Source organism: Schaalia radingae, from assembly GCF_900106055.1.
GTDB classification, from domain to species: domain Bacteria; phylum Actinomycetota; class Actinomycetes; order Actinomycetales; family Actinomycetaceae; genus Pauljensenia; species Pauljensenia radingae_A.
The window spans coordinates 90716-104286 of sequence record NZ_LT629792.1 but is presented as its reverse complement, the minus strand read 5'-3'; the positions used below and the strand labels follow the sequence as shown (position 1 = coordinate 104286).

General features: G+C 59.5%; 17 protein-coding genes. 5 read left to right on the top strand and 12 right to left on the bottom strand.

Annotated elements, in window-relative coordinates:
- Positions 1 to 9: 9 nt before the first annotated feature.
- From BLT69_RS00420 to BLT69_RS00410, 4 genes are read right to left on the bottom strand one after another with little or no spacing between them, the layout of a single operon-like run.
- Positions 10 to 741 carry an anthranilate synthase component II gene (locus BLT69_RS00420; protein ID WP_227469219.1) on the bottom strand — a complete coding sequence of 244 codons (732 nt, stop codon included), beginning with the start codon at positions 739 to 741 and terminating at the stop codon, positions 10 to 12.
- Positions 741 to 893 carry a hypothetical protein gene (locus BLT69_RS10950; protein ID WP_193599985.1) on the bottom strand — a complete coding sequence of 51 codons (153 nt, stop codon included), beginning with the start codon at positions 891 to 893 and terminating at the stop codon, positions 741 to 743. Before BLT69_RS10950 ends, BLT69_RS00420 begins: the two co-directional genes overlap by 1 nt.
- 47 nt (positions 894 to 940) lie before the next feature.
- Complete coding sequence (locus tag BLT69_RS00415; protein WP_082628640.1) at positions 941 to 1702, bottom strand: class E sortase; 762 nt, start codon at positions 1700 to 1702, stop codon at positions 941 to 943.
- Positions 1695 to 2522: a DUF881 domain-containing protein gene (locus BLT69_RS00410; RefSeq protein WP_257590343.1), complete on the bottom strand. Its 828-nt coding sequence runs from the start codon at positions 2520 to 2522 to the stop codon at positions 1695 to 1697. Before BLT69_RS00410 ends, BLT69_RS00415 begins: the two co-directional genes overlap by 8 nt.
- A 218-nt stretch (positions 2523 to 2740) precedes the next feature.
- On the opposite strand from BLT69_RS00410, the gene BLT69_RS00405 reads away from it, so the two are divergent.
- The gene (locus BLT69_RS00405; protein ID WP_058237648.1) at positions 2741 to 3007 is read left to right on the top strand and encodes a cell division protein CrgA; all 267 of its coding nucleotides are present in this window, start codon (positions 2741 to 2743) and stop codon (positions 3005 to 3007) included.
- Between the two features lie 78 nt (positions 3008 to 3085).
- Here the strand turns inward: BLT69_RS00405 and BLT69_RS00400 are convergent, their stop codons facing one another.
- Positions 3086 to 3991, bottom strand: a complete 906-nt coding sequence (locus tag BLT69_RS00400; RefSeq protein WP_227469223.1) for a rhomboid family intramembrane serine protease — start codon at positions 3989 to 3991, stop codon at positions 3086 to 3088.
- A 143-nt stretch (positions 3992 to 4134) separates the two neighbouring features.
- Positions 4135 to 4659: a peptidylprolyl isomerase gene (locus tag BLT69_RS00395; RefSeq protein WP_058237647.1), complete on the bottom strand. Its 525-nt coding sequence runs from the start codon at positions 4657 to 4659 to the stop codon at positions 4135 to 4137.
- A gap of 201 nt (positions 4660 to 4860) precedes the next feature.
- On the opposite strand from BLT69_RS00395, the gene BLT69_RS00390 reads away from it, so the two are divergent.
- Positions 4861 to 5589: a hypothetical protein gene (locus BLT69_RS00390; RefSeq protein WP_257590342.1), complete on the top strand. Its 729-nt coding sequence runs from the start codon at positions 4861 to 4863 to the stop codon at positions 5587 to 5589.
- A 310-nt stretch (positions 5590 to 5899) separates the two neighbouring features.
- Here BLT69_RS00390 and BLT69_RS10720 read toward each other — a convergent pair whose 3' ends face one another.
- Positions 5900 to 6052: a hypothetical protein gene (locus BLT69_RS10720; protein WP_157886259.1), complete on the bottom strand. Its 153-nt coding sequence runs from the start codon at positions 6050 to 6052 to the stop codon at positions 5900 to 5902.
- On the opposite strand from BLT69_RS10720, the gene BLT69_RS10945 reads away from it, so the two are divergent.
- The 3 genes from BLT69_RS10945 (at position 5996) to BLT69_RS00380 (ending at position 7460) form a co-directional block, all read left to right on the top strand.
- The gene (locus tag BLT69_RS10945) at positions 5996 to 6382 is read left to right on the top strand and encodes a GNAT family N-acetyltransferase (protein ID WP_227469255.1); all 387 of its coding nucleotides are present in this window, start codon (positions 5996 to 5998) and stop codon (positions 6380 to 6382) included. The two genes, BLT69_RS10720 and BLT69_RS10945, sit on opposite strands and share 57 nt — an antisense overlap.
- Positions 6383 to 6649: 267 nt before the next feature.
- Entirely contained in the window at positions 6650 to 7078 is a 429-nt protein-coding gene (locus BLT69_RS00385) for an OsmC family peroxiredoxin (RefSeq protein WP_070726002.1), read from the top strand.
- A complete protein-coding gene (locus BLT69_RS00380) occupies positions 7071 to 7460 on the top strand; it encodes a DUF488 domain-containing protein (protein WP_092648062.1) in 390 nt (129 codons plus the stop codon). The genes BLT69_RS00385 and BLT69_RS00380 overlap by 8 nt, the downstream gene beginning before the upstream one ends.
- Before the next feature lie 180 nt (positions 7461 to 7640).
- On the opposite strand, the gene BLT69_RS00375 is transcribed toward BLT69_RS00380, so the two are convergent.
- The 5 genes from BLT69_RS00375 to serS form a co-directional block, all read right to left on the bottom strand.
- Complete coding sequence (locus tag BLT69_RS00375; protein WP_257525607.1) at positions 7641 to 8591, bottom strand: carbohydrate ABC transporter permease; 951 nt, start codon at positions 8589 to 8591, stop codon at positions 7641 to 7643.
- 1 nt (position 8592) lies between these two features.
- The gene (locus BLT69_RS00370; RefSeq protein ID WP_227469227.1) at positions 8593 to 9717 is read right to left on the bottom strand and encodes a carbohydrate ABC transporter permease; all 1125 of its coding nucleotides are present in this window, start codon (positions 9715 to 9717) and stop codon (positions 8593 to 8595) included.
- 11 nt (positions 9718 to 9728) lie between these two features.
- Positions 9729 to 11108 (bottom strand): ABC transporter substrate-binding protein, encoded by a 1380-nt coding sequence (locus BLT69_RS00365; protein WP_257525606.1) that lies wholly within the window; start codon positions 11106 to 11108, stop codon positions 9729 to 9731.
- 271 nt (positions 11109 to 11379) lie between these two features.
- Positions 11380 to 12285 (bottom strand): HAD family hydrolase, encoded by a 906-nt coding sequence (locus tag BLT69_RS00360; protein ID WP_058237641.1) that lies wholly within the window; start codon positions 12283 to 12285, stop codon positions 11380 to 11382.
- Entirely contained in the window at positions 12282 to 13553 is a 1272-nt protein-coding gene (gene serS / locus BLT69_RS00355) for a serine--tRNA ligase (protein ID WP_058237640.1), read from the bottom strand. Before serS ends, BLT69_RS00360 begins: the two co-directional genes overlap by 4 nt.
- Positions 13554 to 13571 lie beyond the last annotated feature (18 nt).

The window sequence follows — 13571 nt, the reverse complement described above, 5'->3', positions numbered from 1 at the left end:
GTCGGCCCGTTAGTCGGTTAGCTCAGAGCGCTCGGCAACCACAGGTGTCAGCTCACGTGCGCGCCTGGGCGCATCCGCGTCACCGCAGGCTGCCAACCAGTTGGCCAGCATGAGGTGGCCCGAGCGCGTCATCACCGATTCAGGATGGAACTGCACGCCCTCAAGAGGAAGCTCTCTGTGGCGCAACGCCATGATGATGCCACTGTCCGTGGTCGCACTGACCTCCAGGCACTCCGGCACCGTCGCAGGATCGACAACCAGCGAGTGATAACGCGTGACGGTGAGAGGATTCTCCGCGCCGGCGAAAACACCGCGCCCATCGTGCGTAATCGGTGAGGTCTTACCGTGCATCAATTCGGGAGCGCGCACCACGTCCGCTCCGAAATACTCACCCAGTCCCTGATGCCCCAGGCACACTCCCAGCATCGGTACGTGCCATCTGGCACACACATCGATCACATCAAGCAGGCTTCCTGCCTCCTCGGGTCGGCCTGGCCCGGGTGAGACGAGCACGCCGTCATACGTACGCTCACCATCAGCAGCGGCCCCGCGGGCGCCCTCGTCAATGAGGGAAAGATCCACCTGGTCGTTACGCACGACGTCCACGTGCGCGCCGAGGTGACGCAGGTAGCCGACGATGGTCCAGACGAATGAGTCATAGTTGTCCACGCACAGGATTCGACGCTGGCGCGGAGCAGATTCGGTTGGGGCCATTGACGAGTCGTTTCCAGGTGTTGTCATCAGACGGTGACGTTCCCGTCAATGTAAGTGGACTGGAACCACGGGAACACCCATTGGAACAGCACGGCGATGACAAGAACGATCAGCAAAATAGCCTCGATGGTCTTGAGCCAGGCCGGGCCAGGTAGGTGGCGGAAAATCCATGCGTACATGTTGGTCGAATCCTCTCTTCACACGCGGGGCAAGACAAATACGGCGGTCATTTCGCAGGCTCGCTGGCCAGTGCTGCAGGAACACCGGTTTCCTTGGGCGTCCACGAATCCAGCTTGAGGTGCACGATGTATCGCTCCGTGTTCGACCACTCGGGATGGCACGTCGTCATCGTCATCCACCGCTCGGTAGGGGTTTCAGAAAAACTGAGGTCGCCGGGGACTGGAGCGATCGTCTTGATGTTTGTTTCATCGTCGGCGGAGTAGATCTCGAAATTGTCCATCGTGTACACGTAGTACGTGTTGGCCGTTTCAACAACGACCTGGTCACCAGGTTCGAGGCGATCAATGAAACGGAAGTTGTTGCCGTAGGTTCGCCTGTGCCCGGCGACAGAGAAATTGCCGAGGGCGCCCGGCTGAGCCGTTTCCACGTAGTGCCCGGCATACGCTTTCGCGAGCACATCGGGAGTGGTGCCTTCAGCAAGCGGAATCTTTGCCCAGTTCCATTTCGGCACGTGAACAACGCCGTAGACCTCACCAGGAGCAGGCTGATCGATCGCCGGTGGTTCATCCGTGCGCCGTTCACCTGATTTTTGCGGGGCCTGGTGTTCCTGTTCGAATTGCAGAACCGTTTCCTGCGCCGGCCCGCTGACTTGGTAGCTCGTCCAGAACAACTGCCAGAACGCGAAGAGGCCCAGGATGATGGCAACGGTGATGAGCAACTCACCGATCACTCCGATGATGCGGGTCGGCAATGATGCTGGGGCGCTCTCAATCCTCCGGACGTGAGCCGGTGTGCCTGAACTAGCCATGATCCTCCACAATGCGCGCGTACTGAGGTGAAGTGTCTTCGGGCAGTGCGGTGAATGTCAAGTCCTTTTCTTCATCCAGACGCCAGCCCAGGCCGTACTTCACGACATACCTCTTATAGTTGATTATTCTCTCATCTGAATTGATTGCTCGCTTGAGGCGATCAGGATCGCCTATGGCGGAAATCGCATACGGCGGTGAATACGAGGTGCCGTCCACCAGGATGACGTTGCCGATACAGCGAATGACCGAGCGTGACGTGACGCGCTTGCCCTGCACCGTCATCGCTTCCGCACCGCCGCGCCACAACGCATTCATCACATCTTCAATGTCCTGCTGGTGAATCACCAGATCGTCGGGCTGGGCACCCTCGGGCAAAATCTGATCTGCAGGCGCGTCAGTGAGCGTGACGGTGACACCCGGCCCCTGAACAGCGGTAGTCGTTCCGATCGGGATTGACGAGGCAGCTCCCTCATTCGTTGCAGGATCGTCACTCGATGAGGTGGTGTCCACGTAGCGATGGATGGATTCGCGCAGGCTGTTGCGCTGATCTGTCAGCTCCTGAACGGTTTCCTGCCTGTCTCGCACCATGGACAGCAGGTTGACGTCGCTGCTTGATGCCTGGCCCCGCGTATTGGAGGCCGCTACGCCGAAGACGACGCCGCAGGTGACCATCACGACCAGGATTGCCAGTGCTGAGCGGGTTTTCTTCCACGTTCGTCTCTTGGGCGAACGCTCCCCTGAACGTTTACGTGGTGGATCCATCCGCGCACGCGGGGCATAGCTCGGCGGAGGTGACTGCGGCGAATCGCTGTCGCTCATCATCCCTCCTGACTGGTCGGACCATATCTGAGCGGTGGGTGCATCACGTTGGCAGGCGGCAGACCACAGTGAGATAGACCGAAAACGACCACCGCGCGTCGATCGCTTTGGCCGATACCCCACTCCGAGACTACGCTAGAGGATATCCAGGCGCATAACGCGCCACGGCAGTTATTCAAGTCCCGGCCCCATTCCGGGAGAGCGATCAGGAGTAGGTTGTGGCCGAGTCGAAAAAACGCAAGCGCAAAAGCGGCGAAGTAGCTGAGCAGGATACCGAAGTCCACTCATGGACTGAAGACATCCCCATGAGCCCATCGTGGTGGGCTCCGGCTTTCATTACACTGCTCATTGTTGGCCTGGTGTGGGTCATGGTGTACTACATCTCGTCCGCACGCTTCCCGATCCCCGGTATCTCATGGTGGAACCTGGTCATCGGTTTCGGCATTATGCTGATCGGTTTCCTGATGACGCTGCGCTGGCGGTAAGCTCGGCTGCTCGGCGAGCGCGCTGACTTCATTTACCATGCGGCGGCGCTCACCTCACCTCGTCCGCCCGTAAACCGACTAGTAGTTCAAAGCGAGCAACGCGGCATATTCCACAGCCACCACGGCGCACACGGCGATCAGCATTCCTGCACCGGCCAGTGCGCTGATGCGTGTCTTGCGCGTGGCCTCGGCCTGACGGTTGACGACGACCTCACCGCTCCTGCGACGCGGCGGGCGCCTCATGATATGCGCAAAGCCCCACGTCACCAGCGCGCCCACGATCATGCCGCCGACATGCGCCTGCCAGGAAATATTGGGCACGATGAAGCCGTAACCGAGGTTGATTGCCAGCAGGATCAGAATCGATGTCGTATTGATCCCGCTCATCTTCTGAAGGACGAAAATCGCGGCGAACAGGCCGAATACGGCGCCCGACGCCCCAACAGTGGTCACCAACAGTGTTTGTCGGCTGACGAAGCACCAGGCCAGGACACCGGCACTGCCACCGATCGCGCTGGCGATATACAGGATGAGGAAACGCCACCATCCAAGCACAGGCTCGATGCTCGAGCCGACGAACCACAGTGCGACGAGGTTGAACAGGATGTGCAGGACGTTGGCATGCAGGAATGCAGTCGTCAGAATTCGCCAGGGCTCAAGCCATCCGATCGCCGGCATGAACGCCAGGGAACTGTAGACCTGCGGAATGAGCTTCATCGCCACGAATGTCACTGCGCACAGGCCAATAAGCACCATCGTCACTGTCGGTTTTTGAGTCCAGCGCATCTGACGGCGTCCGCGTCGGCCTCGTTTCTTCGCACAGTCCACACACATGGCGCGCACTTCCACCGGTACACGGCACTGCGAGCACATCGGACGGTTACATACCTTGCAGTAGTCGATGGACTGCACATCAGGGTGGCGTGGACACGGCGGAGCCGCATTCGGGTCTGAACGCTGACCGTACTGAGGCATCTTGGCCATACTCATCCTTTGTTCGAACTCACCGTTGGAAGGGCTGCGCCCGCCACAGTGGACGAGGGCGTCCCATCCGGCTGTCAGGGCTGGCAGTATCCAGCTTACCGGTGGTCGCCCTCGTCACTGATGATGCAGGCATCAGCCCGCGTCTACTTGTCAAGAATCTCCACGGATTCAATCACGACGTCTTCGCGCGGCTTGTCGCGTCCGTCGGTGGGAACCTGTGCGATCGCGTCGACGACGCTGCGTGACTCATCGTCGGCCACCTTGCCGAAGATCGTGTGCTTGCCCTGCAGCCACTGGGTCGGTGCGACGGTGATGAAGAACTGGGATCCGTTGGTGCCCTTCCCCATGCGGGTTCCGGCGTTGGCCATTGCCAGGACATACGGCTCGTTGAAGTTCAGTTCCGGATGGATTTCATCATTGAACTGGTAGCCGGGACCTCCTGTGCCGGTGCCGAGCGGGTCACCTGTCTGGATCATGAAGCCGTCGATGACGCGGTGGAAGATCACGCCGTTGTACAGCGGTGAGCTCATTTCCTGACCGGTGCCGGGGTGCGTCCACACGCGCTCACCGGTTGCCAGCCCCACGAAGTTCTTCACCGTGAACGGTGCGTGGTCGGGGTACAGGTCCAGGCGGATATCGCCTTGTGAAGTATGAAGAATAGCTTGCATGAATCTATAGTGACAGATTTTCCGCCTGTGAGCACGCGTGTGGGCAGCCGTTCGCCCAGCGCGCATTTTACGTAAATGGTCACTGTCTGCCGGCCTTTTATGGTGTGATTGAAGTGCATTGAATCGTGTGACGGTGCACAATAGGAGGGAAGACCCTTTGCGTCATTCGTCGCAATGAAGAAACAAGATCCGGAGGCATCAATGGCTAAGAAACACCAACTCGATCCGGAGCAGATTAAATCTGATGCCGTTCAGCTGGGGTCCACTCTGGCTGAGCAGGCTCATGCCGCTGCCGAAAAGGTCGCTGACCTGGCGGAACAGGGCTTGGACTGGGCCGGCCCGCGCGCTCAGGAGGTATTGGATAATGCTCGCAAGACTGCAGACAGCGCCCGCAAGTCTGCCCAACCTTACATTGACGAAGCGACTGACCGTGCCCGCGATGCTGCAGACAAGGTTCGTCCCGTGGTTGAAGAAGCACGTAAGCGTGCCGAGGATGACTACATGCCTCGCGTGAACCGCGCATGGACGGAAGCAACGGCTGCCGCTCAGACTGACGGTGACCTGATCGAACGCGCTCGCCGCGCTGCCGATGCCGGATCACATGCGTTGACCACGCCGACCCCAAAGCGTAAGTCACACCGCGTTGCCAAGTGCCTCGGCTGGACGGCACTGGGGCTGAGCGCCGCTGGTGTGGGATACCTGTTGTGGCGTCGAAGCCAGCCGATCGAAGATCCGTGGGCCGAGGAATACTGGGCTGACCTGGACACCGATGTTGAACTGCCTGACGTTGAGGTAGAAAGCGCTGATGACGCGCAGGGCGCGTCGCAAACCCCGACCGACGAGGAAAAGGCTGCGGCTGAAGAGGCTGCTCAGGCCAAGCTTGAAGCCGATGAGAAGGCCAACAAGGAAGCTGAAGAAGCTGCCAAGTAAGGCCTCCAGCGCGGGCACGTGAAAGAGGGACGCTCCCTTTACGAGGTGTCGTCTTTCTGAGCGCCCGCAGGGCTGTGAACTGCTGACCGGCGTGTGCGTCTGCGTGACGTGCACGCCGGTTTGCTTTCACGGGGCGGGCGCGGTTTGCTTTCACGGGTCGGCGCCGGTTTGCAGTTGGCTGTGAGGAGACTGCACGTGGAGGCGCTCTTACCTTGACCAGTTGATCCGACGCTCCCGTAGCACCTTGACCAGTTGACTAAGACCTTTGCCCGTTGATAGTTCAAAGTCTTATACCTTGATCCGTTGATTTCTACCTTGAGCGCTTGATTGAGGCGCGCGCCAATTCCGCGCGATCGGTGCCGACACCGAGCAGATCATGGCGCTGTTTGCCCGCGAAGCTGATCGGATGCAGCGCGATGGACTTGATCAGTGGCAATCTGGCATCTATCCATTGACCGAGCATATTGAGGCAGATATTCGAAGCGGCTACGGATGGGGGGGTTGCCAGCAGAGGAGACGTCCTGGCCTATCTGAGTATCGACGACACTCCCGGCCCGTTTTACGATGCGGCCAATCTGACGTGGAAGACTCCGCGCGAGGGAAGGAGGGAACATGGGTGATGCACCGACTGATCGTTGCCGAAGAAGCTCGCGGAATGGGACTGGCTCGCAAGCTGATTGAATTCGCTGCGACGCAGTCACCGAACGGGCATCTGCGCGCGGATACGGATCCGAAAACACGCCCATGCGGGCACTGTTTGAGCGGCTCGGATTCCGTGACGCTGGATTGCTGACCTATCACGAATTCAACGATTTGCAATGCGTGACCTACGAGCGCTAGGTGCACTCGGTCGTGCGGCGACAGATGAGCCAACACGTCCAGGTGCACCCGGCCAGGTTCGGCTGGATGTGACAGCGCCGCCAGGCGCCAACACCGCATTCCCACGCGCATGACCTCACTCCGGATAATCTCGCCGCGCGCTGAATATTTCCATTGAGGGCGCGCCGAGCCGGCAAATAGGGTAGACATGAAGTGCACATCCACTATGAGAGGAGTCACAATGGCGAATTCAACTGTGAGCACTGCGAGCACCCACTGGGAAGGTGGCCTGACAGACGGCGCCGGACAAACGACACTCGAAACATCCGGTGTGGTCACACTGGACGTCGCGTGGGGCAAGCGCACTGATCCAGGCCAGGGCACCACGAACCCCGAAGAACTCATCGCAGCAGCCTTTGCCACCTGCTATTCGATGGCACTGACCAACGAGCTGACCGAAAACGGACATGCACCCGAATTCCTCGACACCACTGTTGAGGTCTCCTTCAACCCGAAGGACGGCATTTCCGGAGCCAAACTCACCGTCAGCGGTAAGGTTCCCGGCCTCGATGCTGAAGCCTTCAAGGAAAAGGCTGAGTGGGCAAAGGACAACTGCCCCGTCTCCAAGGCACTCGGCGGCCTCAAGAAAGAGCTTGTCGTGAATGCCTGAGTTTCATCTCAAACGCATCTACGAGGATCCGGAGCCGTCTGACGGCCTCCGGGTTCTTGTCGATCGTCTCTGGCCACGGGGGATCTCCAAAGAGCGCGCCGCCCTGGACGAATGGAACAAGGACCTGCCACCATCACCGCAGCTGCGCACCTGGTTCGGACACCGACCCGAACGATTTGAGGAGTTTGCACACAGCTACCGTCAGGAACTGGCTGACAGCGGAGCCGCACGCGACTTCGTGGAAAACCATCTCACCTGCGATGTTGTCACGCTGCTCATCGCGGCAAAAGACCCCGAGCACAACCACGGACTAGTGCTGCAGGACGTTCTCACCACACTTGCCGCTGAGCGTGCGGATCACCAGCAATGCGGATCACCATGACAGCACGAACCGATGACACTGCGCATCCGTCTCAGTAGCGACGCAGCGACGCCCTCGTTCATCCATGTGTGACGGAGTTGACGAGTTCGACTGTGGACGTCGCCCCTGTCACATGTCAATAACTCAAGGGGGGCCCCGGAGTTCACACCCCGAGGCGCCCCTTGAGTTATGTGTACGGGATCAGCCCTTCACGGATCCGCGGGTTACACCCGAGATCACCCAGCGCTGAGAGAACACATAGACCAGCAGCAGCGGAGCCATCGCCATCAGGTAGGAGGCGAATGCCACCGAGTAGTCCAGGTTGAACTGTCCCTGGAACACATACTGTGCCAGCGGCAGCGTGCGGTGCGCCGGGTCGGTCAGCACAACCAGCGGCAAGATGAAGTCATTCCATGCCCACACGCACGTGATGATTCCGACCGTCGCATTCATCGGAGTGAGCAGTGGGAAAATCACCTGCCAGAACACACGCCACGTGGATGCGCCATCCACGCGCGCCGCCTCTTCCAGCTCAATGGGAATCGAGCGGATGTAGGAGACGTAGATGAACGAGTTCATCGACAATCCGAAGATCGTGTACAGGATGACCATGCCGATGGGTCGATCCAGGTGCAGGATCGACATCTGCTTGATGATCGGCAGCATGATGATCGGGAACGGGATGAACAGTGCCGACAGCAGGTAGTAGAACGCGCCCTTGAAGAACGGCTTATGCAGGTTACGTGCAATCGCCCAGGACACGATCGACGAGGTCAAAATCGTGAACACCAGGGTCAGTGCTGTGACGAACACGGTGTTGACCAGCGCGTGTTTGAAGTCGGCGCGCTCCCAGGCGTCCGCGAAGTTCTGCCAGCGGATCGAGGTCGGCAGTTCAAACCCGTTGCCGTTGAGCACCTGATCAGGCGACTTGAGCGCAACAACCACGGCGAGGTACATCGGGATCAGCACGCCCAGAGACGTGAACAGGATAAACAGCGTGGCCACCCAGTTGATGCGGCGCCTCTTTGAAGGGCGTATCTTGCGCGTCGACGTGTTGGCCGAGTTCTGCCCGGCTGTCCCTCGCGTCGAGGGCGACGACGTTGACGAGGACGTTGATTCGATCGGTGTGCCTGGTGTCATGGGAGCAGTCATGTTACTTTCCCTCCCCACGTTGCAAAATTCTGAATTGGAACAGCGACACGATGGTGATCACCACGAAGAAGAACACCGCGTTTGCTGTCTGGTAGGCGAACTCACCGCCGGTGAAGCCGCCTCGGTAAATCAGGACGGAGACCGATTCGGTTGCCGTGCCCGGTCCGCCGTCGGTCAGCGCGATGATCGGGTCGAAGACCTGCAGGAAGCTCTTCAAACTCAGCACCATATTGAGGGTGAAGAAGGGGCCGATCAGTGGGAACGTGATCTTCCAGAACTGTTGCCACGAGTTCGCACCATCCAGTGCGGCAGCCTCGTACACATCGTCTGGAACGGTTTGCAATCCGGCCAGGTACAAGATGATCGCGAATGCGCTTGCCTGCCACACGGCCAGCGTGATGATCGCTCCCCATGCGGCGATCGGGTGCGTCAAAATGTTGTCTCTGAACAGCGGAATGCTGGAGAAAATCTTCGGCAACGATGTTGAGAACATGAATTTGAAGACGTAGCCGATGATCAGCACCGACAGGACGTAGGGGATGAAGAACACGCCTCTGAAGAAGTTACGGGCCAGAATGTTCGAGTTCAGCGCCACGGCGATGATCAGTGAGATCACGTTCGTCAGGATCGTGGCGATGATGGCGAAAATGAAGGTGGCCGCATATGCGTGGAACATGCGCTCGTCGCGGAAAATGTTGATGTAGTTGGAGATTCCAACGAATTTCCACGTTCCGTATCCGGCATAGTTCGTGAACGAGAAGAACACGCCGATCAGGACGGGCAGTGTATGGAACAGTGCGAACGCAATGAGCGCGGGCACAACAATCATCGTGTACGTGCGGTCCTTGGTGGGCGACACCGTCCGTCGCTTCCCCTTATCTGAACCGGATCTGCGTGCGGACGAGGCCGAGGACTTAGCCGAGAGCGTGCCCGATGAGGCCGTACCCGACACGGCCGTAGCCGTTGCCGTGGTGGTCACCGAACGTGCAGGTTCACTCGCCGTTGCTGTGTCTCGTGAGCGCATGCGTTCGCGCAACTGTGGCGGCAGGTCAACCATGCGGCCGTCTTCGCCGTCCGTGCTGCCGGCATTGTGCGATCCGGCGCCAGCACCAGGTGTTGATGACATGGATTTTCCTTTCACTCCACAGTGCGTGCAGCGTATTCACGCCACTGGCGATCCAGCTGCTGCAGTGTCACTGATGGGTCTGCGTCAAACAATCCTTGCTGGACCAGAGGGTCCAGTCGGATAGAGGCGGGAACGTGGTGGTCCACGAATCCTGCGATGTGGCCTCCATCGAAGAACGGAGCCAGTTCCTGAATTGCCGGATCATCCGGGTAGTCAGCTTCCCTGAGGGAGGGGAACATGGATTGCGACTTCGCGACCTTCTCGATGACTTCAGGCTGGAAGAGGTAGTCGAAGAAGCGGCGTGCCTCTTCAGGGTGCGCCGCCCCCTTCCCCATCGTCACAACGACGTCCACGCCAGTCACCAGCAGGCGCTGGTCGGCGCCCTCACCTTCGGGAGCCGGATACGGGAAAATTGCCGCATCCACGTCGGGGTTTGCCTGACGGATCGGATTGAGCGCCCAGATACCCTGCATCAGCATGGCGACTTCACCGTTGGCAAATGCGGCGTTGCCGTCGTCGTAGGTTCGGGCACGCCATCCGTCCTGTGCGTATCCGAATAAGGTGAGTTGGCGCTGCATCGGTTCGGTGAAGTTCTTCTGGAACGACACCGCCGAATCCGGCCCGATATCCGTACCCTGCTCGCGCATGGTGTCGAAGAACCCGTCGCGCGCGGCGTAGGCGCCCAACCCATTAAATGAGGGCAGTGTGGTCCACGCGTCGGCCACCGTCCCGTAGAACGGTGTGATGCCAGCGGCCTTGAGCTTTTCACACACATCGAGCAGTTCTTCCCATGTGGAGGGAACTTCCAGGCCCTGTTCCTTGAAAATCTGGCGGTTGTAGATGATGCCGTCTGCGTTGTTCAGATAGCCGACACCGTTGACTTCGCCTTCCGCATTTCCCAGGTCAGCCAGAATGTCCTGCACAGCCGGGTTAATGTGCTCAAGCAGCGGGTCACCTGAAAAGTCGTGGAAGACGCCGGCTCGTGCCAGGTCAGCGAATTTTCCGTTACCGTTCAGGGTGATGACATCCGGCGGGCGGTTCTTCACCAGGAGCGTACGGATCGCGGTGTCCGCATCTGCCGATTGGTTAATGACTATGTCAATGTCGGGATTTTCGGCCTCAAAGTCAGCCGCGATTTCTTCGAAATCTGTTTTGGCTTCACCTTTGAACTGGAAAAAGTCCAGTTCGGTTTTCTCCTGCGCCTGGGGCGTCCCGCAGCTCGCCAATGCTCCACATGCGCATACAGCCAGAGCCGCAATCAGTGCTCGTCGCATTCGTGGTTGCCGAGGGGGACGTGTGGCACCGTGAGCATCTGGCTTGGATGTGTGCGTCGATGATGAGCACTGTGATTCGAGCGGAGAATGCTCCAGGGGCGATGCGTGTGAATACATCGTGACATCTCCTGCCTTCAAATGTATGGACTGAGCGCTCATTCACCCCTGCGGCATACGCAAGCGAGTCGGCGTTCAACGTGTGTGACGGGTGCTCCTCGTATCGGCCGTAACCATTACGATAAGCCACTTCATTTATATCTCATTGGCCACGAACGTGAGGAGCCGAGGGTCCTTTTTGTCAGCAATAACTCGGTTTTGACACCTGACAGACACCGTTTGCGTGTCGAGCCGCCAGTCGCCGTCCTCAGGTCCGTGACAAGCCGGTGAGTCAGAAGCGATTCAAAATCGCGCGAACCAGAGCAGCAGCGCCGTCATTCTCCACCGACCCGGTCACCGCGTCGGCATGACTGCGCACGTCCTCATCAGCGCCGCCCATCGCTACGCCGTGCGCAGCCCACTGCAGCATCGGGATGTCATTCGTTCCATCCCCCACCGTGACGATGCCGCTATGGGGCACCTGCAGGTACTCGGCCAGTTCTTCCAGACCGGTCGCCTTGGTAAAGCCGCGAGGACCGACATCCACCCAGGACGTCCATCCGATCGCCACTTCATGTGTGTCAGCCAGGCCAGTCTGCGCGATCGCCTCGCTGAATTCTTCACGCGTCAACGACGGCGCACGGCCAACGAGTTTGGTGCTGGGAGTGCTGCGCAGGTTCTCCATCGATTCGACGCGGAACGTTTCGATCAGCTCACCATGTGGGAACGGCGCAGAAACAGCGTATCCATAGTCGCGTTCTGACCCGATCAATGCATCCGGCATGACCTGGCGTAACGCGTCAATTGCTTCTGCGGGATTGAAACTGTGCCGGCGCACCACGCGTCGACCACCCTCGAGCTGAGGATCCCACTGACCCATCGTGGTGCCGTTCGAACACACCGCCCACCCCTGACTGGCTTTCAGATAGCCAAAGACCGGGTCGACGGCATTGACGCCTCGCCCAGTGGCGATCACCATCTTCATTCCGGCAGCAACACCGTCATGGAATGCGCTGATGACACGCTCAGAGGCACCCTCGGGAAGCAACAATGTGCCGTCAACGTCCAGGGCGACCATGATTTTGGTCGGATCGCCGGGAAGTGACGAGGGCAGGCCGGCCTCGGCCCTCGCGACGAGTTCATCGAAGGGGATGGCCTGCTCGCCGGACGGGGGCGGTGTGAGGAGCGGGATGCTCACCGCGGCTCCAGGACGTCGATTCCACCCAGGTAGGGCCGCATTGCTTCAGGCACGCGCACGGACCCGTCTTCACGCTGATGGTTCTCCAGGATCGCGACGAGCCAGCGGGTTGTCGCCAGTGTGCCGTTGAGCGTGGCAACCGGGAACATCTGGCCATCGCGGCGCTCTCGAATGCCCAGGCGCCGGGCCTGGAAGGTTGTGCAGTTCGATGTGGAGGTGACCTCCATGTAGCGCTGCTGGGTCGGCAGCCATGCCTCGCAGTCGAACTTGCGTGCTGCCGAGGTGCCGAGGTCGCCGGCCGCAGTATCGATGACGCGGTAGGGCAGTTCCATCTTCGCCAGCATCTCTTCTTCCCACGCAAGGAATTTCTTGTGCTCCTCTTCAGCATCCTCAGGGCGGCAGAACGAGAACATTTCCGCCTTGTTGAACTGGTGGACACGGATAATGCCGCGCGTGTCGCGCCCGGCTGCCCCAGCTTCGCGCCGGTAGCAGGTTGACCATCCGAGGTAATGCTTCGGGCCGTCACTCAGGTCCAGAATCTCACCCATGTGGTAGCCCGCGAGCGCGACTTCTGAGGTTCCCACCAGGTAAAGATCGTCAGCAGGCAGGTAGTAGATTTCATCGGAATGCTCGTTGAGGAATCCTGTGCCACCCATGACCTGCGGCGTCACCAGCGTCGGCGTCATCATCGGAGTGAAACCTGCAGCGACAGCCTGATCCAGCGCCATGGTCATCATCGCCAGCTCCAGGCGCGCGCCGATTCCCTTGAGGTAGTAGAAACGCGATCCTGAAATCTTGGCGCCGCGTTCGACGTCAATTGCGTCCAGTTTTTCACCGATTTCCAGGTGATCTTTCGGCTCGAACCCTTCGGCCGCGAAGTCACGCGGATCGGGGCCTTCATGGCGCAGCACCACGAAGTCTTCTTCACCACCGGTGGGCACTCCCGGCAGAATCAGGTTCGGCAGCATGCGTGCCAGTTTGTCGGCTTCTTCGCCTGCTTCGTTCGATGCGGCCTCAGCATTCTTGACCCGCGCAGCCAGTTCCTTGGCCTCAGCCAGGATTGCGGGCCGCTCTTCCTTGCTGGCACGCCCCACAGATCGAGAGACCTCTTTTTGCTGCGAGCGCAGCTGCTCGAATTCCTGGAGCAGTTCACGCCGCTTCGTGTCGGCTTCGAGGATTCGGTCCACCAGTTCCACGTCTGCGCCGCGCGCACGCTGTGAGGCGCGGGCCGGTTCGGGATCTTCTCGCAAGGCACGCATATCAATCATGTGTTCATGGTAGTTCAG

Excerpts from the sequence above, each read along its gene's own strand:
- BLT69_RS10945 (WP_227469255.1), top strand. The coding sequence starts at position 5,996 with ATGCAGCGCGATGGACTTGATCAGTGGCAATCTGGCATCTATCCATTG.
- BLT69_RS00365 (WP_257525606.1), bottom strand. The coding sequence starts at position 11,108 with ATGTATTCACACGCATCGCCCCTGGAGCATTCTCCGCTCGAATCACAG.
- BLT69_RS00420 (WP_227469219.1), bottom strand. The coding sequence starts at position 741 with ATGACAACACCTGGAAACGACTCGTCAATGGCCCCAACCGAATCTGCT.
- BLT69_RS00415 (WP_082628640.1), bottom strand. The coding sequence starts at position 1,702 with ATGGCTAGTTCAGGCACACCGGCTCACGTCCGGAGGATTGAGAGCGCC.
- serS (WP_058237640.1), bottom strand. The coding sequence starts at position 13,553 with ATGATTGATATGCGTGCCTTGCGAGAAGATCCCGAACCGGCCCGCGCC.
- BLT69_RS00380 (WP_092648062.1), top strand. The coding sequence starts at position 7,071 with ATGCCTGAGTTTCATCTCAAACGCATCTACGAGGATCCGGAGCCGTCT.
- BLT69_RS00400 (WP_227469223.1), bottom strand. The coding sequence starts at position 3,991 with ATGGCCAAGATGCCTCAGTACGGTCAGCGTTCAGACCCGAATGCGGCT.
- BLT69_RS10950 (WP_193599985.1), bottom strand. The coding sequence starts at position 893 with ATGTACGCATGGATTTTCCGCCACCTACCTGGCCCGGCCTGGCTCAAG.
- BLT69_RS00370 (WP_227469227.1), bottom strand. The coding sequence starts at position 9,717 with ATGTCATCAACACCTGGTGCTGGCGCCGGATCGCACAATGCCGGCAGC.
- BLT69_RS00410 (WP_257590343.1), bottom strand. The coding sequence starts at position 2,522 with ATGAGCGACAGCGATTCGCCGCAGTCACCTCCGCCGAGCTATGCCCCG.
- BLT69_RS10720 (WP_157886259.1), bottom strand. The coding sequence starts at position 6,052 with ATGCTCGGTCAATGGATAGATGCCAGATTGCCACTGATCAAGTCCATC.
- BLT69_RS00385 (WP_070726002.1), top strand. The coding sequence starts at position 6,650 with ATGGCGAATTCAACTGTGAGCACTGCGAGCACCCACTGGGAAGGTGGC.
- BLT69_RS00395 (WP_058237647.1), bottom strand. The coding sequence starts at position 4,659 with ATGCAAGCTATTCTTCATACTTCACAAGGCGATATCCGCCTGGACCTG.
- BLT69_RS00375 (WP_257525607.1), bottom strand. The coding sequence starts at position 8,591 with ATGACTGCTCCCATGACACCAGGCACACCGATCGAATCAACGTCCTCG.
- BLT69_RS00390 (WP_257590342.1), top strand. The coding sequence starts at position 4,861 with ATGGCTAAGAAACACCAACTCGATCCGGAGCAGATTAAATCTGATGCC.